Annotated in this window: 20 protein-coding genes and 1 pseudogene; 10 read left to right on the plus strand and 11 right to left on the minus strand. The window is 67.8% G+C overall.

What is annotated here, in order from left to right; all coding sequences use genetic code 11:
- Positions 1–14: 14 nt before the first annotated feature.
- Both EJO66_RS09260 and EJO66_RS09265 read left to right on the plus strand, forming a co-directional pair.
- Entirely contained in the window at positions 15–566 is a 552-nt protein-coding gene (locus EJO66_RS09260) for a phasin family protein (RefSeq protein WP_021006486.1), read from the plus strand.
- Between the two features lie 132 nt (positions 567–698).
- Positions 699–1457 (plus strand): 3-hydroxyacyl-CoA dehydrogenase, encoded by a 759-nt coding sequence (locus tag EJO66_RS09265; protein WP_125965111.1) that lies wholly within the window; start codon positions 699–701, stop codon positions 1455–1457.
- Here the strand turns inward: EJO66_RS09265 and EJO66_RS09270 are convergent.
- Positions 1405–2346, minus strand: a complete 942-nt coding sequence (locus tag EJO66_RS09270; RefSeq protein ID WP_124961428.1) for a YihY/virulence factor BrkB family protein — start codon at positions 2344–2346, stop codon at positions 1405–1407. The two genes, EJO66_RS09265 and EJO66_RS09270, sit on opposite strands and share 53 nt — an antisense overlap.
- Positions 2347–2428: 82 nt before the next feature.
- On the opposite strand from EJO66_RS09270, the gene dnaG reads away from it, so the two are divergent.
- From dnaG to sugE, 5 genes are all read left to right on the plus strand, one after another.
- Positions 2429–4408 carry a DNA primase gene (gene dnaG, locus EJO66_RS09275; RefSeq protein WP_125965112.1) on the plus strand — a complete coding sequence of 660 codons (1980 nt, stop codon included), beginning with the start codon at positions 2429–2431 and terminating at the stop codon, positions 4406–4408.
- A gap of 296 nt (positions 4409–4704) precedes the next feature.
- Positions 4705–7056 carry an RNA polymerase sigma factor RpoD gene (gene rpoD / locus EJO66_RS09280; protein WP_125965113.1) on the plus strand — a complete coding sequence of 784 codons (2352 nt, stop codon included), beginning with the start codon at positions 4705–4707 and terminating at the stop codon, positions 7054–7056.
- Between the two features lie 100 nt (positions 7057–7156).
- Positions 7157–8392 (plus strand): multidrug effflux MFS transporter, encoded by a 1236-nt coding sequence (locus EJO66_RS09285; RefSeq protein WP_125965114.1) that lies wholly within the window; start codon positions 7157–7159, stop codon positions 8390–8392.
- Positions 8393–8396: 4 nt separating this feature from the next.
- Entirely contained in the window at positions 8397–9530 is a 1134-nt protein-coding gene (locus tag EJO66_RS09290; RefSeq protein WP_124961432.1) for an HPP family protein, read from the plus strand.
- Positions 9531–9549: 19 nt separating this feature from the next.
- Positions 9550–9870: a quaternary ammonium compound efflux SMR transporter SugE gene (sugE, locus tag EJO66_RS09295; protein ID WP_125965115.1), complete on the plus strand. Its 321-nt coding sequence runs from the start codon at positions 9550–9552 to the stop codon at positions 9868–9870.
- A gap of 9 nt (positions 9871–9879) precedes the next feature.
- Here the strand turns inward: sugE and EJO66_RS09300 are convergent, their stop codons facing one another.
- The 3 genes from EJO66_RS09300 to EJO66_RS09310 are packed head-to-tail and all read right to left on the minus strand — an operon-like array spanning position 9880 to position 13054.
- Complete coding sequence (locus EJO66_RS09300) at positions 9880–10866, minus strand: tripartite tricarboxylate transporter substrate binding protein (RefSeq protein WP_124961434.1); 987 nt, start codon at positions 10864–10866, stop codon at positions 9880–9882.
- A 38-nt stretch (positions 10867–10904) separates the two neighbouring features.
- The gene (locus EJO66_RS09305) at positions 10905–12110 is read right to left on the minus strand and encodes a CaiB/BaiF CoA transferase family protein (protein ID WP_125965116.1); all 1206 of its coding nucleotides are present in this window, start codon (positions 12108–12110) and stop codon (positions 10905–10907) included.
- On the minus strand, positions 12107–13054 hold the full coding sequence (locus EJO66_RS09310; RefSeq protein WP_125965117.1) for a hydroxymethylglutaryl-CoA lyase: 948 nt from the start codon (positions 13052–13054) through the stop codon (positions 12107–12109). Before EJO66_RS09310 ends, EJO66_RS09305 begins: the two co-directional genes overlap by 4 nt.
- A 98-nt stretch (positions 13055–13152) precedes the next feature.
- On the opposite strand from EJO66_RS09310, the gene EJO66_RS09315 reads away from it, so the two are divergent.
- The 3 genes and pseudogenes from EJO66_RS09315 (at position 13153) to EJO66_RS09325 (ending at position 15807) form a co-directional block, all read left to right on the plus strand.
- Complete coding sequence (locus EJO66_RS09315; protein WP_125965118.1) at positions 13153–14073, plus strand: LysR family transcriptional regulator; 921 nt, start codon at positions 13153–13155, stop codon at positions 14071–14073.
- Between the two features lie 121 nt (positions 14074–14194).
- A pseudogene (locus EJO66_RS09320) lies at positions 14195–15088 on the plus strand (MBL fold metallo-hydrolase); the annotation flags it as partial.
- Positions 15082–15807: a DsbA family protein gene (locus tag EJO66_RS09325; RefSeq protein ID WP_125965120.1), complete on the plus strand. Its 726-nt coding sequence runs from the start codon at positions 15082–15084 to the stop codon at positions 15805–15807. The pseudogene EJO66_RS09320 and the gene EJO66_RS09325, both read left to right, overlap by 7 nt.
- 19 nt (positions 15808–15826) lie before the next feature.
- Here the strand turns inward: EJO66_RS09325 and EJO66_RS09330 are convergent, their stop codons facing one another.
- The 7 genes from EJO66_RS09330 to EJO66_RS09360 all read right to left on the minus strand — a co-directional run bounded on the left by EJO66_RS09330 (position 15827) and on the right by EJO66_RS09360 (position 23194).
- Positions 15827–17527: a tannase/feruloyl esterase family alpha/beta hydrolase gene (locus tag EJO66_RS09330; protein ID WP_125965121.1), complete on the minus strand. Its 1701-nt coding sequence runs from the start codon at positions 17525–17527 to the stop codon at positions 15827–15829.
- Between the two features lie 30 nt (positions 17528–17557).
- The gene (locus EJO66_RS09335; protein WP_124961441.1) at positions 17558–18283 is read right to left on the minus strand and encodes an ABC transporter ATP-binding protein; all 726 of its coding nucleotides are present in this window, start codon (positions 18281–18283) and stop codon (positions 17558–17560) included.
- Positions 18276–19037, minus strand: a complete 762-nt coding sequence (locus tag EJO66_RS09340; protein WP_124961442.1) for an ABC transporter ATP-binding protein — start codon at positions 19035–19037, stop codon at positions 18276–18278. Before EJO66_RS09340 ends, EJO66_RS09335 begins: the two co-directional genes overlap by 8 nt.
- Positions 19034–20029, minus strand: a complete 996-nt coding sequence (locus tag EJO66_RS09345; protein WP_125965122.1) for a branched-chain amino acid ABC transporter permease — start codon at positions 20027–20029, stop codon at positions 19034–19036. Before EJO66_RS09345 ends, EJO66_RS09340 begins: the two co-directional genes overlap by 4 nt.
- A 1-nt stretch (position 20030) precedes the next feature.
- A complete protein-coding gene (locus EJO66_RS09350; protein WP_125965123.1) occupies positions 20031–20903 on the minus strand; it encodes a branched-chain amino acid ABC transporter permease in 873 nt (290 codons plus the stop codon).
- Between the two features lie 139 nt (positions 20904–21042).
- Complete coding sequence (locus tag EJO66_RS09355; protein ID WP_124961445.1) at positions 21043–22218, minus strand: ABC transporter substrate-binding protein; 1176 nt, start codon at positions 22216–22218, stop codon at positions 21043–21045.
- Between the two features lie 202 nt (positions 22219–22420).
- Complete coding sequence (locus EJO66_RS09360) at positions 22421–23194, minus strand: GntR family transcriptional regulator (protein WP_124961446.1); 774 nt, start codon at positions 23192–23194, stop codon at positions 22421–22423.
- Positions 23195–23200: the final 6 nt, after the last annotated feature.

Here is a 23200-nt window from a genome sequence, read left to right on the forward strand (position 1 = left end):
CCGGAGATTCCAAAATGGCCCTGACCGCTGACCAAATCCTCGCCGCCCAGAAAGCAAACCTCGAAACCCTGTTCGGCCTGACCACCAAGGCCTTCGAAGGCGTCGAGAAGCTCGTCGAACTCAACGTGACCGCTTCCAAGGCTGCCCTGACCGAAGCACAGAGCACCGCCCAAGCCGCCCTGAACGTCAAGGACGCACAGGAACTGCTGACGCTGCAAGCCAGCCTGTTCCAGCCCCTGGCCGAAAAGACCGCTGCCTACAGCCGTCACCTCTATGACATCGCCCAGGGCACCGGCGCCGAGTTCACCAAGGCTTTCGAAGCCAAGGCTGCTGAAGCCCAGCAAACCTTTGTCGGCCTGGTCGACAGCGCTTCCAAGAATGCACCCGCCGGCTCGGAAACCGCCGTTGCCGTGCTCAAGAGCGCCGTGGCTGCTGCCAACAACGCTTTCGAATCGGTCCAGAAGGCCGTCAAGCAAGCGTCGGACGTTGCCGAAGCCAACTTCAACGCCGTGTCGACGCAAGCCGTTGCCGCCGCGAAGACCGCGACCACCTCGCGCAAGCGCTGAGCCGCCGGCCACCACCAGTTGTCTCCTTGGGTCCTCACGGATCCAATTCAGGGCCTCATCTTCGGATGAGGCCTTTTTTTTTTCGCCCGCGCCCGTCTTCGATAATGCCTGCCTCATTTCAGGAGACTCTCAATGCAGATCGACGGCAAGGTTTTTATCGTGACCGGTGGCGCTTCGGGCCTCGGCGAAGGCACGGCGCGCATGCTGGCTGCCAACGGCGGCAAGGTGGTGATTGCCGACATGCAGGCCGACAAGGGGGAAGCCGTCGCCAAGGAAATCGGCGGCGTGTTCGTCAAGTGCGACGTGAGCCAGGAGGCCGACGGCCAGGCGGCGGTTGCCGCGGCGCAGAAGCTCGGCAAGCTGGTGGGCCTGGTCAACTGCGCCGGCATTGCGCCGGCCGAGAAGACCGTGGGCAAGAACGGCCCGCACGCGCTCGCGGTGTTCAGCAAGACCGTCACGGTCAACCTGATCGGCAGCTTCAACATGATCCGCCTCGCGGCCGATGCCATGAGCAGGAACGAGCCCGAAGCCACGGGCGAGCGCGGCGTGCTGATTTCGACCGCTTCGGTGGCGGCCTACGACGGCCAGATCGGCCAGGCCGCCTACAGCGCCTCCAAGGGCGGCGTGGTCGGCATGACCCTGCCCATTGCGCGCGACCTGGCGCGCAACGGCATCCGCAACATGACCATCGCCCCCGGCATCTTCGGCACGCCCATGCTGTTCGGCATGCCGCAGGAGGTGCAGGACGCGCTGGCCGCCAGCGTGCCCTTCCCCTCCCGACTGGGCACGCCCGAGGACTACGCCAAGCTCGCGAAGCACATCATCGAGAACGACATGCTCAACGGGGAGGTGATTCGTCTCGACGGAGCGATTCGGCTTCCGCCCCGGTAAGCGGCGGTACCGCCGTGCTGCCGGTACGGTCCAGCCGCTCGTATTGGGCGATCACCTGGGCCCCCAGCAGCACGAGCGTGGCGGCGATCTCCAGGCTCAGCAGCACCACGATGGCCGTGGTGAGCGAGCCGTAGACCACGTTGACCTGCGACAGCGTCGAAAAGTACCAGATCAGCACGCGCCGCGTGGCCTCCCACAGCAGCGCGGCCGTCACGCCGCCGAGCAGCGCATGGCGCAGCGACATGCGGCCGGCCGGCATCACGAGGTAGAGCGAGGTCAGCATGAAGATCTCGCCGCCCAGCCCCAGCAGGTAGAGCAGCAGGCCCGAGATGCCCGACAGCGACCATTTGCGCCCGAACAGGTCGACGCTCTCCTGGCCCACCAGCTGCAACGCGCCCGACACCAGCGTGACCAGCAGCAGGCCCACGCACAGGAACAGGATGTAGAGATAAGGCATGACCGCGGAAACCAGGAAATGGCGCCGGTGGTCCGCCTTGCGGTGATGGAAGATCACCGCCATGGCGCTTTCGAGCACGCTGAAGGCCAGCGAGCTGAAGAAGATCATGGTCACGAACAGCACCGGCCCCATCACGTCGCGGTGCTGGAGAAAGTTCGACAGCTCCGCCACGATCGCCTTCGACTGCCCCGGCAGCAGCCATTCGAGATACCGGCCGATGGTGCGCAGCAGTTCGGCCTGCTCGATCAGGTGGGACATCGCGATCACGCTCACGATCAGGAGCGGCACGATGGAAAGCAGGGCGTAATAGGCCACGGCGCCTGCGAGCAGCAGCCCCTGGTTGGCGCGGAAAGCCTTGAGCGCATCCCAGACGAAGCGCAGGGGATGGCGCAGCAGCGGCGCGACGTGGTGCAATGGGTTGGGCGTCTTCATCCGTGGGTTCCAGCTGCGGGCAGTATGGCCTGCGCGCGCGGGCGTTCGAAGGCTTGCGTATGATTTGCCGCTCTTCGCCTACATGACCATCCCCGCCTCTTTCATCCAGGAACTCATCGCGCGCGCCGACGTGGTGGAAATCGTCGGGCGCTACGTGCAGCTCAAGAAGGCCGGCGCCAACTTCATGGGCCTGTGCCCGTTCCACGGCGAGAAGTCGCCCTCCTTCTCGGTCAGCCCCACCAAGCAGTTCTATCACTGCTTCGGCTGCGGGGTCCACGGCAACGCCATCGGCTTTCTCATGGAGCACGCGGGCATGGGCTTCGTCGAGGCGGTGCACGACCTCGCCGGCCAGTACGGCCTGCAGGTGCCCGAGGACGACGCCTCTCCCGCCGAACGCGCCCGCGCCGCCAGCCAGCGCCAGAAGCAGGCCACGCTGACCGACGTGCTCGAAAAAGCGGGCGAGGCCTACCGCAAGGCCCTGCGGCAGGCGCCGGGCGCCATCGAATATTTGAAGGGCCGCGGCGTCTCGGGCGAGGTGGCCAAGCAATTCGGCATCGGCTATGCGCCCGCCGGCTGGCGCGCGCTTGCGAGCGTGTTTCCCGACTACGACGACCCGCTCCTGGCCGAAAGCGGCCTGGTGATCGTCAACACCGAAGACGGCGCCGAGGACACCAAGCGCTACGACCGCTTCCGCGACCGCGTGATGTTCCCGATCCGCAACGTGAAGGGCGAATGCATCGGCTTCGGCGGCCGGGTGCTCGGCGACGAAAAGCCCAAGTACCTCAATTCGCCCGAAACCCCCGTGTTCAGCAAGGGGCGCGAGCTCTACGGCCTGTACGAGGCCCGCGCCGCCTTCCGTGAGCGCGGCTTCGCGCTGGTGACCGAGGGCTACATGGACGTGGTCGCCCTGGCCCAGCTCGGATTTCCGAACGCCGTGGCCACGCTCGGCACGGCCTGCACCACGGAGCACGTGCAGAAGCTCTTCCGCTTCACCGAATCGGTGGTGTTCAGCTTCGACGGCGACGCCGCCGGCCGGCGCGCCGCGCGCAAGGCGCTCGATGGCGCCCTGCCCTATGCCACCGACGTGCGCAGCATCAAGTTCCTGTTCCTGCCGGCCGAGCACGACCCCGACAGCTTCATCCGCGAATTCGGCGCCGATGCGTTTGCGCGCTTCATCCAGGAAGCCACGCCGCTGTCGCGCTTCATGCTCGAGGCTGCGCGCGAGGGCTGCGACCTGGGCACCGCCGAGGGCCGTGCGCACATGACGAGCAATGTGCGCCCGCTCTGGAGCGCCATGCCCGACGGCGCGCTCAAGCGCCAGTTGCTCAGCGAGATCGCCGCGCTGGTGCAGCTCGACGCCGCGGCGCTCTCCGAGCTCTGGGCCGCCACGCCGGGCCCGCGCTGGCCGGCCGCAGCGCCAGGCCAGCGCCAGGGCGACCCGGGCCACGAGAGCGACTACCCCGATATGCCGCCGCCGGCCGAATACGAACCGCCGCGCTATGAAAGCGATAGCAAGCCGCGCAAATTCACCAAGGGCAAGCGCTGGGGCGGCAAGTTCGAGGCGCCGATCGAGCCGCTGCGCGGCCGGGGCAAGCCGCCGAGCCGGCCGGATGTGGCGGCGCGGCTGCTGCTGTCCAACATGGCGCAATGGGACGCGCTGTCGCACGAGCTTCACGTGATGCTGTGCGACCTGCCGGGCCCGCACGGGGCGCTTTTCACCTGGCTCGACAGCCAGCTGCACGAGCACGGCGTGCAGCCGTGGGCGGCGCTTCGCGAAGGCATGCGGGGGCTCGATTTCGAGACCCTGGCGGAGCGCCTCATGAACGTTTCCGAGAGCGCCCCGGTCCCCGAGGGCGAGGAAGAGCAGCACCTGGCCGATGCGGCCAAGGAGCTCGCGAGCGTGCTCGACTTCATGCTCGACGACCGGCTGAAGGCCCAGCAGAGCGAGGCCATTGCCGCGGTCGGAAAGGACCCCAAGGCGCTCGAACGCTACAAGGCGCTGGAGGCCAGGCGCCTCGAACTGCGCAACCGATTGAACCCGCGCGGCGCAGAAACTGCTTGAAATTTGCGCAGTAGGCTATAATGTAAGGCTTCGCAACTGGCGAAATTAGGCAAGAGCGACAGCAGCACCTCCGGGCCGACCCCTAGCGCAACGCACTCCAACGGAAAGAATCCGTCGGAAAGGGTCAATAGCCGCAAGGACTGCACACCAAATGTTCGCCCGACATCTTGCCTGACGAGGAATTTCTTCCTCTTTCCCAATTGTTCCGTCCGTGCCTGTGCGCGGACCGTGGTGGCGCTGCCGTGTGGCGGTGCGCCTGTGATTCCGCTTGGTCCATCTTGCTGTAACGAGGTCGTATGCCCAGTTCAAAGAAGCCTGCTCCTTCACTCGCCAAAAGCGTCGCCGCGAAGTCCGTCGCAGAAAAACCGTTGAAAGCTGGCGCTATGCCGGCAACTAAGTCGGGTGCCGCCGCTTCCAAATCGGCAGCCGCAACGAAAGTGAAAACCGTGCCCACGAAATCGACCTCCATCGACGATCCGAAGAAAGCTGCCGCCAAGGCAGTTGCCGCCCCTGCCGCCAAGAAGGTAGGCCGCCCGCCCAAGGCTGCCGGCGCCGCCGCGCCCGCCACCGGCGCCAAGCGCGGCCGCAAGCCCAAGGCCGGCAACGAAGCGCCCGAAAGCGACGTCGACCTGTCGGACATCGAGGAAGACCTGGCCGGCGACGAACCGGCAACCGCCGCGACCACCGAAGAAAAGGTCAAGCCGCTGCGCATGAAGATCAGCAAGGCGAAGGAACGCGCCTTGATGAAGGAATTCGGCCTCGACGAGACCGTGCTCTCCGAGGAAGACCTGGCCAAGCGCCGCTCGCGCCTGAAGACGCTGATCACCCTCGGCAAGACCCGCGGCTACCTCACGCACGGCGAAATCTCCGACCACCTGCCCGACAAGCTGGTCGACGCCGAGACCATGGAAGTCGTGGTCACCATGCTCAACGACATGGGCGTGGCGGTGTACGAGCAAACGCCCGACGCCGAGACCCTGCTGCTGAACAACACCGCCCCCACCGCCACCACGGTGGAAGAAGCCGAGGAAGAAGCCGAAGCGGCCCTGTCCACGGTGGACAGCGAATTCGGCCGCACGACCGACCCGGTGCGCATGTACATGCGCGAAATGGGCACCGTCGAGCTGCTCACGCGCGAAGGCGAAATCGAGATCGCCAAGCGCATCGAAGGCGGCCTGATGGCCATGATGGAAGCGATCTCTGCCTCCCCCGCCACCATCGCCGAGATCCTGCGCCTGGCCGCCGACATCCGTGAAGGCAAGGTCGTCATCTCCACCGTGGTGGATGGCTTCTCGAACCCCAACGAGGCTGACGACTACGTGGCCGAGGAAGACTTCGACGAATTCGACGAGGAAGACGACGACGACGGCAAGGGCGGCTCCAAGGCCCTCACCAAGAAGCTCGAGGAACTCAAGCGCGATGCGCTCGAGCGCTTCGACCGCATTGCCTCGATGTTCGAGAAGGTCCACAAGATCTACGACAAGGAAGGCTACGGCACACCCGCGTACGAGAAGGCCCAGCAGGCCCTGTCGGACGAGCTCATGACCATCCGCTTCACGGCCAAGACCATCGAGAAGCTGTGCGACCTGGTTCGCACCCAGGTCGACGACGTGCGCAAGAAGGAGCGCGAACTGCGCCGCATCATCGTGGACAAGTGCGGCTTCCCGCAGGACGAGTTCATCCGCGACTTCTCGGGCTACGACAAGAACGGCAACCGCGTGCCCTCGAACCTGCTGAACCAGAAGTGGGTCGAGAAGCAGGCCGCTGCCGGCAAGCCCTGGAGCGCCGTGCTCGCGCGCAACATTCCGCCGGTGCAGGAACTGCAGCAGAAGCTCGCCGACATCCAGTCGCGCGTGGTGGTGCCGCTGACCCAGCTCAAGGACATCAACAAGCGCATGAACGAGGGCGAGTCGTCCTCGCGCGATGCCAAGAAGGAGATGATCGAGGCCAACCTGCGCCTCGTGATCTCCATCGCCAAGAAGTACACCAACCGCGGCCTGCAGTTCCTGGACCTGATCCAGGAAGGCAACATCGGCCTGATGAAGGCGGTCGACAAGTTCGAATACCGCCGCGGCTACAAGTTCTCGACCTACGCCACCTGGTGGATCCGCCAGGCCATCACGCGCTCGATCGCCGACCAGGCGCGCACCATCCGCATCCCGGTGCACATGATCGAGACGATCAACAAGATGAACCGCATCTCGCGCCAGCATCTGCAGGAGTTCGGCTTCGAGCCCGACGCCGGCATCCTGGCCGCGAAGATGGAGATCCCGGAAGACAAGATCCGCAAGATCATGAAGATCGCCAAGGAGCCGATCTCGATGGAAACCCCCATCGGCGACGACGACGATTCGCACCTGGGCGACTTCATCGAGGACAGCAGCAACACCGCGCCCATCGAGGCCGCGATGCAGGCGGGCCTGCGCGACGTGGTCAAGGACATCCTCGACTCGCTCACGCCGCGCGAAGCCAAGGTGCTGCGCATGCGCTTCGGCATCGAGATGTCGACGGACCACACGCTGGAAGAAGTCGGCAAGCAGTTCGACGTGACGCGCGAGCGCATCCGCCAGATCGAGGCGAAGGCGCTGCGCAAGCTCAAGCATCCGTCGCGTTCGGACAAACTGCGCAGCTTCATCGATACTCTGTAATCCGGGTCCCCTGAAGCCACAAGCGCCCGCAGCGCCCCGTCATACGGGCGGCGGGCGCTCTCTTTTGTGCAACGCAAACAAGAAGAATGGAGCAATTGCCATGAATCCCGATGCAGACAAACTCTGGCAGGCCCCGCGCTGGGCACTGGCCGTGCTGCTCGCGGTGCTGGGCATGCTGGGCCCGTTCTCCATCGACACCTACATTCCAGCCTTCTCGGGCATTGCGCGCTCCATCGGCGCCACGCCGGCCGAAATGCAGCAGACGCTTTCGGCCTACCTGTTCGGCTTTGCGTTCATGAACCTGTTCCATGGCGCCCTGTCGGACAGCTTCGGCCGGCGGCCCGTGGTGCTGTGGGGGCTGGCGGTGTTCACGCTCGCTTCGCTGGGCTGCGCGCTGTCGCAGAACATCGCGCAGCTGGTGCTGTTCCGCGGTCTGCAAGGGCTTTCGACCGGCGCGGGCATCGTGGTGTCGCGCGCCGTGATCCGCGACATGTTCCCGCCGGCCGACGCGCAGCGCGTGATGAGCCAGGTGACCATCTACTTCGGCGTGGCACCGGCCATCGCGCCGATCGTCGGCGGCTTTCTCTTCGTGCATGCCGGCTGGCACGCCATCTTCTGGTTCCTGGTGGCAGTCGGCGTGATCCTGTTCGCGGCCAACTACAAGCTGCTGCCCGAAACCCTGCACCAGAGCCAGCGCCAGCCGTTCCAGGTGCGCCACCTGATGCGCGGCTACTGGGACCTGTGTTCGGATCCGCGCTTCCTGCTGCTCGCGTTCGCGAGCGGCGTTCCGTTCAACGGCATGTTCCTCTACGTGCTGGCCGCGCCGGCCTTTCTCGGCGACCACCTGGCGCTGGCGCCAACGCAGTTCTTCTGGTTCTTCCTGCTGACCATCGGCGGCATCATGTCCGGCGCCTGGGCCAGCGGCCGCATGGCGGGCAAGGTGGCGCCCAAGCGGCAGATCCGCGACGGCTTCCTGATCATGCTGGTGACCTCGCTGGTCAACGTCGTGGCCAACGCGCTGTTCACCGCGCACGCGGTCTGGGCGCTGTGGCCGCTGGCGGTGTTCGCGTTCGGCTGGGCGCTGATGGTGCCGGTCGTCACCTTGCTGGTGCTCGACCTCCATCCGGAGCGACGCGGCATGGCCTCGTCGCTGCAGGCCGTGATCGGCTCCACCGCCAACGGCATCGTGGCCGGCGTGGTGGCGCCGCTGGTCATGCATTCCACGCTGGCATTGGCGCTGACCTCGACGCTGATGCTGGGCATCGGCCTTGTCGCCTGGGTCTGGCTGCACGGGCGGTGGCCCGAGATCGGCCGCCGGGTGGCTGCAGAGGCCTGACGCGATGACCCAGCTTTCCGCCTTGCTGACGCACGCGCGCGCCTGGCTGCCGGGCCGCAACACCGTCGACGCGCGCGAGCGCATGCGCGCCGTGGCCGGTGCGGCCATCGGCATCGTGATCACCGCGCTGCTGTGCCGCTGGATGGCGCAGGCGGCAGGCATCAGCGTCTGGCTGATCGCACCGATGGGCGCGAGCGCGGTGCTGGTGTTTGCCGTGCCCGCAAGCCCGCTGGCACAGCCCTGGTCGGTCATCGTCGGCAACACGCTGTCCACGCTGGTGGGCATTGCCTGCGTCCACTGGATACCCGATGCGGCCTGGGCCGCGGCATTGGCCGTTGGCGCCGCCATCGGGCTGATGTTCGCCACGCGCAGCCTGCATCCGCCGGGCGGTGCCGCGGCGCTGCTGGCGGTGCTGACGCACACCACGGATTTCTCGGCGGCCCTGTTCCCCACCCTCGCGAACTCGCTGCTGCTGGTGCTGGCAGGCGTGGCCTACAACACGCTCACGGGCAGGCGCTATCCGCATGTGCAGGTGGTGCGGCCGCCCTCGGCGGACGCCCGCTTCAGCCAGGCCGACATCGATGCGGTGCTGGCGCGCTACAACCAGGTGCTGGACATCAGCCGCGACGACCTCGAGTCGCTGATCCAGCAGACCGAGCTCGAGTCGTACAAGCGCCGGCTCGGCACCCTGCACTGCGCCGACATCATGTCGCGCGACCCCGTGTCGGTGGAGTTCGGCACGCCGCTGCAGGAAGCCTGGATGCTGATGAACCAGCGCCGCATCAAGGCGCTGCCCGTCACCGACCGCACGCGCCGCGTGGTCGGCATCGTGACGCAGGCCGACTTCTTCCGCCAGCTCGACCTGGAGCACCACGAAGGCATTGCCGGCCGGCTGCGCGACCTGATCCGCGCCACGCGCACCGTGGTGTCGAACAAGCCGGAGGTGGTGGGACAGATCATGACGCGCCAGGTGCGCGTGGCCAGCGCGGACCGCCCGGTGGTCGACCTGGTGCCGCTGTTCTCCGAGGGCGGCCACCACCATATCCCCATCATCGACCATGAAAAGCGGCTCACCGGCATGATCACGCAGTCGGATTTCGTGCGCGCCCTCTACCGTGCCGTGCGGCCGGAGAACTGAAACCTTTCAAGGAGCGCGCATGGCGTGGATCGTTTTGCTGGTGGCGGGCCTGCTCGAAATGGGCTGGGCCATCGGACTCAAGTACACCGAAGGATTCACGAGGTTCTGGCCTTCTGTCGGCACTGCGATCTCGATGGTGCTCAGCGTGGTGCTGCTGGGCTGGGCGATGCGCTCGCTGCCCGTGGGCACGGCCTACGCCGTGTGGACCGGCATCGGCGCCGTGGGCACGGTGATCCTGGGCATCGTGCTGTTCCAGGAGCCCGCCAACGGGGCGCGGCTCATCTGCGTGGGCCTGATCGTCGCGGGCATTCTCGGGCTCAAGCTCACGAGCCCGGCCTGAATCCGTGCGTCATTCCAGCACGACGTTCGCCTTCTTCACCAGCGCCGCATAGCGCGCCGCCTCGCTGCGGAAGTAGCTCGCGGCCTGCTCGGGCGAGGTGGGCTTGATGATGTTGCCCTGCTTGTCCATGGCCTCGCGCACCTCGGCGCTCGTGAAGGCCGCGGCCACGGCGTCGTGCACGCGCTGGACGTCGGCGGCCTGCATCTTCGGCGGCCCGATCACCGCGAACCACCCTTCCACGGCGTAGTTGGGCAGGCCCTGCTCGGCGATGGTGGGAATGTCGGGCGCGGCCGGCGAGCGCGCGGGGCCGCACAGGCCGATGGCGCGCAACGCGCCGCTCTTGAGGTGCGGCTGCACCGCGGGCAGCGCCACCACGCCCATCTCGACCTGGCCCGCGATCATGTCGGTGACCATCGGGCCCGTGCCCTTGTAGGGAATGTGCCGCGCCTTCACGCCGGCCTCTTCCATGAACATCTCGCCGGCCAGGTGAATGATGGTGCCGTTGCCCGACGAGGCGTAGTTGTAGCTCTCGGGCCTGGCGCGCAGCAGCGCCACCAGTTCCTTCACGTTCTTCGCGGGCAGCTTGGGGTTCACCACCAGCACCAGCGGCGTCGCGCCCACCACGCTGATCGGCGTGACGTCGCCGAGGGCGTCGAAGGGCATCTTCTTGTACACGGCCGGATTGATGACGTGGTTGTTCGACACCATGCCGAGCGTGAGCCCGTCGGGTGCGGCCTTGACGACGACCGAGGTGCCGGTGATGCCGCCCGCGCCGGGCAGGTTCTCGATCACCACCGGTTGGCCGAAGGCCTTGCCGAGCGCGACCGAAGCCGCGCGCGCGATGGCGTCCACGCCCGAGCCGGCGCTGATCGGCAGGATGAAGCGGACGGGCTTGTCGGAGCCCTGTGCGAACGCGGGGCATGCCGCCAGCGCGGCGGTGCAGGTGCCGAAGCCCAGGAGGGCGCGTCGGGTCATCGGAGGAAGGATCGTGTGCATGGTCTTGTCTCTCTCTTTATGGTTCTTGGAAAAGGCGTTCAGGCGACAGCCGATTCGGCCTGCATCGCGGCCACCTGCGCGTCGCCGTAGCCGAGCTCGGCGAGCAGTTCACGCGTGTGCTCGCCGAGCGTCGGCGGATCGAGGCGCACGCCCAGGCGCTCGCCGGCGAGCGTGATCGGGAACAGCGTGGTCTGCGCGCTCTGGCCGGCGCGCTCGCCGTCGGGCAGGCGAATGTCGGCGAGGCCGCCGGTCGCCTTCAGGTGCGGATCCTCGTAGAGGTCTTCGGGCCGCACGATGGGCGCGAACGGCAGGCCGCGCGCCTCGAAGATCGCCGACAGTTCGGCGGCCGAACGGTCGGCCAGGCGCCGGCGCAGGTCCGCCAGCAGCGTGGGGCGCAGGCGGACCCTGTCGTTGTTGGTGCGCAGGGTCGGGTCGGCCTTCAGGTCGTCGAAGCCCAGCGCGTCGCAGAACACGGTCCACTGCGCGTCGCTCACCGCGGCCAGGAAGATCTGTTCGCCATTCTTCACGGTGAACACGTCGTACAGCGCCCAGGCCGAGATGCGCTCGGGCATCGGCGCGGCGGCCTGGCCGGTGATCGCGTACTGCAGCATGTGCTGGCCGACCAGGAACACGTTGTTCTCGAACAGCGCGGACTGCACCTCCTGCCCCTTGCCGGTCTGCGCACGCTGCATCAGCGCGGCCATGGCGCCGATGGCGCCGAACATGCCGCCCATGATGTCGTTCACGCTGGTGCCCGCGCGCAGCGGATCGCCGGGGCGGCCCGTCATGTAGGCCAGGCCGCCCATCATCTGCACCACCTCGTCCAGGGCCGTGCGGTGCTCGTAGGGGCCGGGCAGGAAGCCCGTGTGGTTCACGTACACCAGGCGTGGGTTGAGCTTGCCGAGCGCGGCATGGCCGAGGCCGTACTTGTCCATGGTGCCGGGCCTGAAGTTCTGCGCCACCACGTCGGCGGTGGCGCACAGGCGCAGCGCCGCTTCGAGCCCCCGCGGGTGGCGCAGGTCGAGCGCGATGCTCTTCTTGTTGCGGTTGAACATCGGGAAGAAACCGGCGCCCGCGCCCAGCAGGTGCCGTGTGCGGTCGCCGTCGATCGGCTCGACCTTGATGACCTCTGCGCCGAGGTCGGCCAACACCATGCCGCAGGTCGGGCCCATGACCATGTGGGTGAACTCGACCACGCGGATGCCCGTGAGCGGCAGGCGTTTTTCTTCGGCCGCCGCGCTCATGCGGGCACTCCGGCAGTCGCCGCGAAGGTCTTCGGAAAGCCCGCGCGCCAGACGGTGCCCTGCAGCGTTTCGCCGTCGAGCCACCCGGCCACGCGCTGACGCAGGTCGAGCAGCTTCGGCAGATCGACGCCCGTCGAAACGCCCATGCTCTCGAGCATGAAGACGAGGTCCTCGGTGTCAACGTTGCCGCTGGCGCCGGGCGCATGCGGGCAGCCGCCGATGCCGGCCAGGCAGGCATCGAAGCGCGCGATGCCGGCTTCCAGCGCGGCATAGACATTGGCGAGCCCCAGGCCGCGCGTGTCGTGAAAATGGCCGCACCACAGGCGCTCGCCCGCGATGCGCTGCGCGCGCTCGAACAGGCTGCGGACCATCGCGGGATCGGCATAGCCGACGGTGTCCGCCAGGCCCACGCGGTCGGCGCCCGCGTCGAGCAACGCCTGCATCAGGCGCAGCACTTCGTCGGGCGCCACATGGCCCTGGATCGTGCAGCCGAACGCGGTGCCCACGCCGCCCTCGATCAGCGTCTTGGAGCCCGCGGCATCGCGCGCGGCGCGGATGCGGGCGACCTCGGCCACCACCTCGTCGGGCGTCTTGCGCAGGTTGGCAAGGCTGTGGGCATGGCTGGCCGACAGCGGCACCATCATGAGATCGGCCTCGCCGGCAATGGCGAGTTCCGCGCCGCGCAGGTTGGGCACCAGCACCGAGGCGAAAAGCCCCGGCAGCGTCTTTGCAAAGGCCAGCAGTTCAGCCGTGTCGGCCAGCTGCGGCAGCAGGCGCGCGGGCACGAAGGAGCCGACTTCGATCTCGCGCTGGCCGGCGGCATGGGCGTCGCGGATCCATTCGAGCTTCTGGGCGGTGGGCAGGGTTCTGGCGATGCTCTGCAGGCCATCGCGCAGCCCCACTTCGCGAACAGCCGCGCTGGGCGGCAGGAAGGCGTGAATCAAGATTTGTCTCCGTCGTGAGGGTCGGCGTTGATCTTAGAAGTTCCAATTTGCTCCAGAAGGTATATTTTGGAAGCCATTTGATTCCAGAACGGAACACCATGAGAGACCTCGACCTCACCACGCTCCGCCTCTTCGTCGCCGTCTGCGAGACCCGCAGCATTGCGCGCGCGGGCGAGCAGGCCAGCATCGTCGGCTCGGCCATCAGCAAGCGCCTGGCCCAGCTCGAAGACGCCGTCGGCACGCCGCTGCTGCTGCGCAAGCGCCGCGGCGTGGTGCCCACGCCCGCCGGCGAAACGCTGCTCGAGCATGCGCGCGCGATGCTCGGCAGCGCCCACCGCATCGAGCGGGACATGGCCGCCTATGCGGGCGGCGCGCGCGGGCATGTGCGCATCCTGGCCTCGGCCTCGGCGCTGGCCGAATCGCTGGCCGAGGACGTGGCGAACTTCCTGCAGAACCCCGCGCACCGCAACATCCGCGTCGACATGGAAGAGCGCGTCAGCCCCGAGATCGTGCGCGGCATCCGCGAGGGCAGCGCCTCGATCGGCCTGTGCTGGGACGCCGCCGACCTCGAGGGCCTGCAGCGACGCGACTACCGCACCGACCACCTGGCGATCGTCGCGCACCCTTCGCATCCCGTGGCGCGCCACCGCGGCCAGGTCCGCTTCGAGGACGTGCTCGGCCATGAATTCGTCGGCATGCCCGCGCTGAGCGCCGTGCAGCTGATGCTCGCGCGCGAGGCGGCGGTGGCGGGCAAGCCGCTGGTGTACCGCGTGCTGGTGTCCAACTTCGATGCCGCCCTGCGCGTGGTGCGCGCCGGGCTCGCGATCAGCGTGGTGCCGGCCGAGGTGGCGCAGCCCTTCACCGACACCTATGGCCTTCGGCTGATGCCGCTCGCCGATGCCTGGGCGCGCCGCCGCTTCGCGATCTGCTTTCGCGACGAAGCGACGCTGTCGCCCTCGGCACAGCTGCTGGTGGCGCATCTCGAACGGTGCGCGACCGACCGCGCGGACGTTGGCTGATTCGATCGAAAATAGAAACTATTCATTGGCAAATACAGAGTTTTTGTTTCCATTCACGAAACCTAACATTCGGGCTGTCCGCGTTGCCATCCCGCCAACGCCATTCCATCGAAAGACCCGAATGTTCCGCAGAACCCTTCTGTCCGCCGCCGCGCTCGGCGCCACCCTGTCGTTCGCAGCCCTGGCAGCCCATGCCGCCGAGCCGCTCAAGCTCGACGTGTACAACCCCGGCGCCAAGTCGATGTTCCCGGTGTCTTCCGAACTGGTCACGGGCCAGACCGATGCCGTGCTGATCGACGCGCAGTTCCAGCGCAACGACGCCGAGGCGCTGGTGCAGAAGATCAAGGCCAGTGGCAAGAAGCTGACCACGGTCTACATCAGCCACAGCGACCCCGACTACTACTTCGGGCTCGACGTGATCCAGGCCGCGTTCCCCGACGCAAAGATCGTTGCCACGCCGCAGACCGTGGCCGCCATCCGGGCCTCCAAGGAAGGCAAGCTCGCGCACTGGGGCCCGATCCTGAAGGACAACGCGCCCAAGGCGCTGGTCGTGCCCGAGCCGCTGGCCGGCGACAGCATCACGCTCGAGGGCCGCAAGATCCAGGTCGTCGGCCTCGACGGTCCCACGCCCGAACGCACTTTTGCATGGATCCCCTCGCTCAAGGCGGTGGTCGGCGGCATTCCGGTCTCGGCCAACATCCATGTGTGGGTGGCCGACACGCAGACGCCCGCCTCGCGCCGCGACTGGATCAAGACGCTCGGCCGCATCGAGGCGCTGCGCCCAAGAACCGTGGTGCCCGGCCACTTCGAGCCGAATGCCGATGGCAGCGCGCCCTACTCGGTGGCCGCGGTGAAGTTCACGCGCGCCTACCTGCAGGCCTTCGAGACCGAAGCCGCCAAGGCCAGGGACTCGGCCGCGCTCATTGCCGCCATGCAGAAGCGCTACCCGAAGCTGGCGCACGCCTCGTCGCTCGAGCTGGGCGCCAAGGTCATCAAGGGAGAAGTGAAATGGCCGCAGTGAACGACAGTGCCACGCTGCACTATGTCTTCGATCCGATGTGCGGCTGGTGCTATGCGGCCGCGCCGCTGGTCGAGGCGGCGCGCGGCGTGCCGGGCCTGCAGGTCGCGTTCCACGGCGGCGGCATGATGACCGGCGCCAACCGGCGCGCGATCACGCTGCAATGGCGCGACTACGTGATGCCGCATGACCGCCGCATCGCCGAACTCACGGGCCAGCCCTTCGGCGAAGCGTACTTCGACGGCCTGCTGCGCGACACCGGCGCGGTGATGGATTCCGAGCCGCCGACCACCGCGGTGCTCGCGGCCGAGGCGCTGCGAGAAGGTGGCGGCCTCGACATGATCCACCGCCTGCAGCGCGCGCACTATGTCGAAGGCCGGCGCGTTGCCGATGCGGATGTGCTTGCGGCATTGGCAACGGAGCTCGGTTTCGATGCAGGCGCCTTCGCATCGGCCTTCTCGCGCCTCGCCGGCGAAGCGACCTTTGAGCACATCGCCGCAAGCCGCCAGCTGCTGCAACGCGCGGGTGGCCAGGGCTTTCCGACTTTCGTGCTGGCGCAGGCCGACGGCAGCGCGGGCCGCATCGACATCGGGCCGTGGCTCGGGCGCGCCGAAGAATGGAAGGCGCAGCTCGCCGGACTCGTGATGCCCTCGCCCCTGACGGCGGCGGCTGGCACCGGCCCGATGTCATGCGGGCCCGACAGCTGCGCGGCCTGAGCCGTTCAGTTCCTTTGCGCTACCTGCTGCACTGGAAACTCGCGGCCTGCGACACATCGCCACCCGTGTAGCGCGGCCACAGCGGCCACTCGCACAGCGGGCGGGCGCGCACGACCTTGAACGGCGGCTGCACTTCCTGTTCGACCAGCTGCAGCCCGCTCGGCGCCCGGCCGCGCTCGACCCAGTCGGCCAGCGCGCCGAGCATGTCGACATTGGCCGGGGCGCCGCTGCCCACATGGTCGACGCCGGGCGCGGTGTACAGGCGCAGGAAGCGGTCCGCGTTGTCGCGGCCCATGCGCGCGACGACCGACTCGTAGTAGCGGATGCCCGCGAACGGGCTCTGCGCATAGTCGGCCATGTGCTCGAGCATCAGCAGCTTGCCGCCGCGCGCCTGGAAAGCGCCCAGGTCGGGGTTCGTCGAATCCATCAGCTGCGAGACGGCGGCGATGCGCGCGGCAAAGTCTTCCGCGCGGTAGCTGCGCACATCGATCAACGGATTGCGCGCATAGAAATACTGCAGCGCCCCGCTGCCGTAGAACCACGCGATGCCGTTGCTCGGCTGCGGCGGCACGGTCGGCGCGCTGGTGCCCGTCCACCAGGCATTCCAGCCGCCCGTCGATGCAAAGGCCGGCGTCGCCTCGCCGCCGATGCCCCAGCCCGGGTACTCGGTGACGCCATGGGCCAGCGGCACCGGCGAGCGCCACGGCGAACGCAGCGTGCGCACCGCCTGCACCTGCGCATCGTTCAGGCAGTTGTCGCCGCTCGTGCCCGCCGCGCAGCGCAGGCTCGCCGGATCGAAGCGCTGCAGGCAGGCCACCGGGTTCGACACGATGCGGTCCGCTGCGCCGTCCGCGGCGTCGCACGATGCGAGCACCGCGTTGTGCGCCAGCTGCACCTGCGCGGGCCGAAGCCACCCTTCGCCGAAGGTGGCGATGCCGTTGCGCGTGCCGGCATGCTGAAGCCCCGTCCAGTTGATGACCGGCACCCGGCTGAAGATGCCGTCGAAGTCCTGCGGATAGCGCTGCGCCATCGTCAGCGCCTCGCGCCCGCCTTCGGAGCTGCCCATGAAGTACAGCTTCTGCGGCGCCTGCCCGTAGGCGCGCTGCATCAGCGCCACGGCCACGTCGCGCACCTTCTTGTACGAGGCGTGGGCGAAATTCGCCAGCGCCTCGTCGTTGAGCGCAAAGGCCTGCGGCGGCTGGCCGGCCACGTTCTGGTGGCCGGAGTCGGTGCCGTAGGTCACGTAGCCTTGCGCGAGCGGTGTCGGCTGGTCGAAGCGCGCGGCCGGCACCAGCGCAAGGCCGGTGATCAGCGTGCCGTTGAAACCGCCGCCGCCGTACTGCACGCTGCGCCCGTTCCATGCGAGCGGCAGGTTGACCCGGAACAGGATCGGCGGGGCCGTGGCATCGAGCGGCGCGATGCGGCCCAGCAAGCGGCAGTGCGCAGGCGTTGCCGGGGTGATGCGCGCGGCCGGGCTGGGGCCGCGCTCGGCGACGGCAAGCGCCGTGGCGGGAACGAGCGTGGCCGAATCGATCATGGCCGCGCCGCTCGGCAGGCCGATGGCCGCAGGTGCGATCGCAGCGGCGGCCAGTGCCGCACAGGCGGCAGCCGGATCGGCGCCGAGACCGAGGCTCTTCGGGCCGGTGGTGCCGCAAGCGGCGAGCAATGCGGCGGCCGCCAGCATGGCGCCCCCGCTGAACACTGTCTTCGGGATCGCCATTTGCCTGTCTCCTTGTTGTTCGCCGGGCCGCTAGCGCGCCACGCCCAGCAGCCGGTCGAGCACTTCGGGCTGTGCGCGCAGCGTGGCCGCCTTGTCGGTGTGGACGATGGTCCCGTGGTCGAGCACCACGGCTTCATCGGAAATCGCGAGGATCGCCTGCGGATGCTGCTCGACGATGATGGCGGCCAGGCCCTCGTCCTGCGTGATGCGGCGGATGGCGCGCAGCAGTTCTTCCACGATGATCGGCGCCAGCCCTTCGAGCGGTTCGTCGAGCAGCAGCAGCTTCGGGTTGAGCACCAGCGCGCGGCCCACGGCCAGCATCTGCTGCTCGCCGCCGGAGAGCTGCGTGCCCAGGTTGGTCTTGCGCTCGGCCAGTCGCGGGAACATTTCATAGACGCGCTGCGGGTTCCAGGGATTGGAAGTCCCTCCAGGCCTGCCGGGCCGCTCCACCGCCGTGAGGTTCTCGTGCACCGTGAGCGACTTGAAGATGTTGCGCTCCTGCGGCACCCAGCCGATGCCGGCCGCCGCGCGCTGGTGCGGCGCGAGCTTGTGCAAGGCTTGTCCGCCGAGCGCGATGGTCCCGCCATGCTGTCGCGTGGCGCCCGCCAGCGTGTTGATCAGCGTGGTCTTGCCCGTGCCGTTGCGGCCCAGGAGCGCCAGCGTCTGGCCTTCGCCGAGCACGAACGCCACGTCGTGCAGCACCACGGCCTCGCCGTAGCCGGCGCTCAGGTTCTCGATGCGCAGCAGCTCAGACATGAACGGCTTCTCCATGGCCCAGATAGACCTCTTTCACCTTCGGATCGTTGGCGATGGTTTCGGGATCGCCCTCGGTCAGCAGCGTGCCGTTGACCAGCACCGTCATGCGGTCGGCAAAGCTGAACACCAGGTCCATGTCGTGCTCGATCAGCAGCACCGACACATCGGCCGGCAATGCGGCCACCGTCTGCAGCAGCTCCTCGCGCTCGCCGGCGGGAACGCCCGCCACGGGCTCGTCGAGCAGCAGTACGCGCGGCTCGCAGGCCAGTGCAATCGCAATCTCCAGCAGGCGGCGCTTGCCGTAGGCCATGAACTTCGTCTGCTGCTGCGCCACGTCGCCGAGGTGGAACTGTTCGAGCAGCTGCGCCGCGCGCTCCGTCACGGCCTTGCTGGCACCCAGCGGGCGCCACCATTGCGAGGCAATGCCCTGGTGCTGCGAGACCACGAGTGCCAATGTTTCCAGCGGCGTCATCGAGTCGAACAGCTGGTTGATCTGGAAGGTGCGCACCAGGCCCCGCGCCACGCGCTTGTGCGGCGCGAGCGTGGTGATGTCTTCGCCGAGCAGCGAGATGCGGCCTTCGGTGGGCACGAGCACGCCCGTCAGCAGGTTGATGAGCGTGGTCTTGCCGGCGCCGTTGGGGCCGATCAGCGCATGGCGCGCACCGCGCTTGAGTTCCATCGTGACGTTGTTGGTGGCCGTAATGCCGCCGAAGCGCATCACCAGGCCCTGCGTCGAAAGCACGGTCTCGGTCATGCCGTGCCTCCCTTCTTCTTGCCCAGCCAGGTCCATGGCTTGAGCACGCGGTCGCGCCCCACGAGCACCAGCAGCACCAGCAAGAGGCCGATCCAGAACATCCAGTACTGCGGCGTCACGGCCGAGAGCCAGTTCTGCAGCAGCTTGAAGACGATGGCGCCCGCCACGCCGCCATAGAGCCAGCCCACGCCGCCGATCACCAGCATCAGCAGCACGTCGGCCGAGCGGTCGAAGGCCAGCACGTCGAGCGAGGCAAAGCCCGTGGTCTGCGCCAGCAGCGCGCCCGCGGCGCCGGCAATGCCGGCCGCCACGGTGTAGATGACAACGAGCCGCGACACCACCGGAATGCCGATGGCCATGGCGCGCAGCCGGTTGTCGCGGATGGCCTTGAGCGTGGCGCCGAAGGGCGAATGCACGATGCGCCGCATTGCCAGGAACAGCAGCAGCATCACGGCCAGCGAATACCAGGCCGCCGTGCGGCCGTAGAGGTCGAACTCGAACAGGCCGAGCACCGGCCCCATCACCACGCCCTGCAGCCCGTCGGCGCCGCCGGTGAGCCAGTCGAGCTTGTTGGCGAGTTCGAGCAGCAGCAGCGCGGTGCCCAACGTGACCATCAGCCGCGTGAGGTCGCTGCCGCGCAGGATCGTGACGCTGGCCACCAGGCCGAGCATGGCCGAGAGCGCAGTGGCCACCACCAGTCCCACGGTCGGGTCGGGCATCACGAGCTTGGCGAACAGCGCCGCGGTGTAGGCACCAAAGCCGAAGAAGGCCGCATGGCCGAGCGAGACGATGCCGGTGTAGCCGAGGATCAGGTCGAGCGACATCGCGAACAGCGCGACGATGGCGATCTCGTTGACCAGCAGCGAATGCGAAGGCATGGCGAACGGCAGCGCAAAGGCCACGGCCCAGGCCACGAACTCGAGCGGGCGCCAGCGCGCCTTGCGCAGCAGGGCCGATTCGTAGGTCGTCGTTGTAGAAGAAGGCGCGCCCATTTCAACGGCCTCCCTTGCGCGTGAACAGGCCCTGGGGCCGCCACATAAGAATCAGGATCATGAGCAGGTAGACGGTGAACGCACCCATCTTCGGAATGAAATACTTGCCCGCCACGTCGGCAATGCCGAGCAGCAGCGCGGCCGCGAGCGGCCCGGTGATCGAGGAGGTGCCGCCGACCGACACCACGATCAGGAAATAGATCATGTACTTGAGCGGAAAGGTCGGATCGAGCCCGAGGATCTCGGCACCCAATGCACCGCCCAGCCCCGCGAGCCCCGAGCCCACCGCGAAGGTCAGCAGGAACACGATGTTGACGTTGATGCCCAGCCCCGCCGCCACGCGCGGATCGTCGACCGCCGCGCGCAGCCGGCTCCCGAAGCGCGTCTTCGACAGGATGAGCTGCAGCACCACCGTGAGCACGGCGCACACGGCGATGATGAAGAGCCGGTAGTGCCCCATGCCGAGCAGCAGCGCGCCGTCGCCGACTTCGGTGCGGCCGCGCAGCCATTCGGGCAGTTGCACGTTCTGCTGCGACGAGCCGACGAAGTAGTCGACGGCCGCCACCGCCATGAAGGCCAGGCCGATGGAAAACAGCACCTGGTCGAGGTGCGGCTTGCCATACATCGGCCGGTAGAGCGTGCGCTCCAGCAGCGCGCCGGCCAGCGCCACCACGATGAACGCGAACGGCAGGCAGGCCAGGAACGGCACGCCGAGCTTCTGCATCGCAAACACCGTGAGGTAGCCGCCCGCCATGGCGAAGGCGCCGTGCGCCAGGTTGATGAAGTTCATCAGCCCGAGCGTCACGGCCAGCCCCACGGCGAGCACGAAGAGCAGCATGCCGTAGGCGATGCCGTCGAAAAGAATGGTCAACATATCAGCTACTCACACGCTTGCCGCGCATCGCGGTCTCTTCGGGAAACACCGCGGAACCGGCTTCGCCGGGCCGCTGGTATTGCCCCCGGTAGGGGGAAGGCGCGCGCGACACGAAGTGCGCGCAGCCTGGGGGCGAGCTTTATTTCGCCTTGCCCGGATCCTTCACGCCCTTGATCACGTCGAACTCGACGTTGTAGAGCTGGCCGTCCTTCTTCTCGACCTTGCGCAGGTACACGTCCTGCACGATGTCGCGCGTCTGCGCGTCGATGTACACCGGGCCGCGCGGGCTCTCGAAGATCTGGCCCTTCATGGCGGCCAGCAGCGCGTCGCCGCCGCCCTGCCCCTTGGTGGCCTTGAGCGCCTCGTAGATCACGCGCATGCCGTCATAGCCTCCCACGGCCATGAAGTTGGGACGCATCTTCGGGTTGGCCTTCTGGAAGGCCTCGACGAACTTCTTGTTGGCCGGCGACGGATGCGCGGCCGAGTAGTGGTGCGAGGTGACCACGCCCAGCGCGCCGTCGCCCATGTCGTTGAGCTGGTCGTCGTCGGTCACGTCGCCGGTGGCGATCATGCGGATGCCGGCCTTGTCCATGCCGCGCTCGAGGAACTGCTTCATCACTGCCGCGCCGGCGCCCGAGGGCACGAAGACGAACAGCGCGTCGGGCTTGGCGTCGCGCACCTTCTGCAGGAACGGCGCGAAATCGGGGTTGCGAAGCGGCACGCGCAGCTTCTCGATCACCTTGCCGCCGTTGAGCTGGAAGCGCTCGGTGAAGAACTTCTCGGCGTCGTTGCCCGGGCCGTAGTCGGCCACCAGCGTGACGACCGTCTTCACGCCGTTCTTGGGTGCCCAGTCGCCCATCGCCACCGACACCTGCGGCAGCGTGAAGCTCGAACGCACGATGTAGGGCGAGGCCTCGGTGATGCTCGACGTGGCCGCGGCCATCACCACCTGCGGCGTCTTCGACTGCGTGGCCAGCGGCGCGGCGGCCAGCGCGGCCGGCGTGACGCCAAAGCCCGCGATCACGTTCACCTTGTCGTTGACGATCAGTTCCTGCGCGAGGCGCTTGGTAACGTCGGGCGTGGCCACGTCGTCCTTGACGATCAGCTCGATCTTCTTGCCCGCCACGGTGTCGCCGTTCTGCGCCATGTACAGCCGGGCCGCCGCTTCGATCTGCCGGCCGGTGGAGGCCTGCTGCCCCGTCATCGGCAGGATCAGGCCGATCTTGAACTTGTTGCTGTCCTGCGCGGTGGCAAGCGACATGGAAAGCGCAAGCGCCGTGAGGGCTGCGGTCTGGATGAGATGGCGTCTTTGCATGAGGTTTTCCTTGGGGGGACGGATGCGAACGGGGGGCTATTTTTCAACACTTTGCAACATGCGGCGGAGCAGGCAATCACCTACTCCCCCGGCGGGGCGCGCCTTTGTTGCGCGATGAACAAATGAACTGCGCGATGATCGCGCAGCGCAGCGAGTGGCGCGCGTGCGTCCATTGGCGATCGCTTTTTCATCGAGTGCCCGCTCAGCCGCGCCGGCGGATCAGCTGCACGCCGGGCAGCGGGCGCTGTTCGGCGGTGGGCGCGCCATGCAGCGCCTCGCGCAGGTTGCGCCGCGCGATGCGGCTGTGCTCGCGCATCAGCGCCTCGGCGCGCGAGCCTTCGCCGGCCTCGATGGCGTCGAGCACCTGCAGGTGCTGGTCCTGCGCGATCACGAGCATGTCGCGCGCCGCGGGTGAATTGGCCTGCACGATGACGAAGCCCGAGGGCGACGCGAACGGCAGGTTGACCACGCGCTCGAGCTGCTGCGCAATGACCGGGCTGGCCGCCATTTCGCACAGCAGTGAATGGAACTTCTCGTTGTGCGTGACGTAGCGCGAGAAGGCCGCGTCGTCGAGCGCGGGCTCGCGCAGCAGTTCGTCGATGCGCGCCAGGCAGGCGCGTGCCTCGCGCAGCACCACCGGCGCCGCGCCGCGTTCGGCCGCGAGCCGCGCCACCAGGCCTTCGAGCGTGCCGCGCAGCTCGATGGCATCGGCCACGTCGCGCTCGGAAAAAGTGCGCACCGCATAGCCGCCGTTGGGCAGCGCCTCGAGCAGGCCCTCCTGCTCGAGCCGCATGAGCGCGCTGCGCACCGGCGTGCGCGAGACGCCGAGCTGCTCGGAGATGGCCACCTCGGCAATGCGCGCGCCGCCGGGCAGCTCGCCGGCCAGGATCATCTCGCGCAGACGCAGCTGCGCCTTCACGGCCTGCGAGCCACCGCCGTCCGCGGGCTCGGCGGGTGATGCAGCTGCGGCTTTCATGCTGTG

Origin of the sequence: Variovorax beijingensis (assembly GCF_003951285.1) — a bacterium.
GTDB lineage: Bacteria > Pseudomonadota > Gammaproteobacteria > Burkholderiales > Burkholderiaceae_C > Variovorax > Variovorax beijingensis.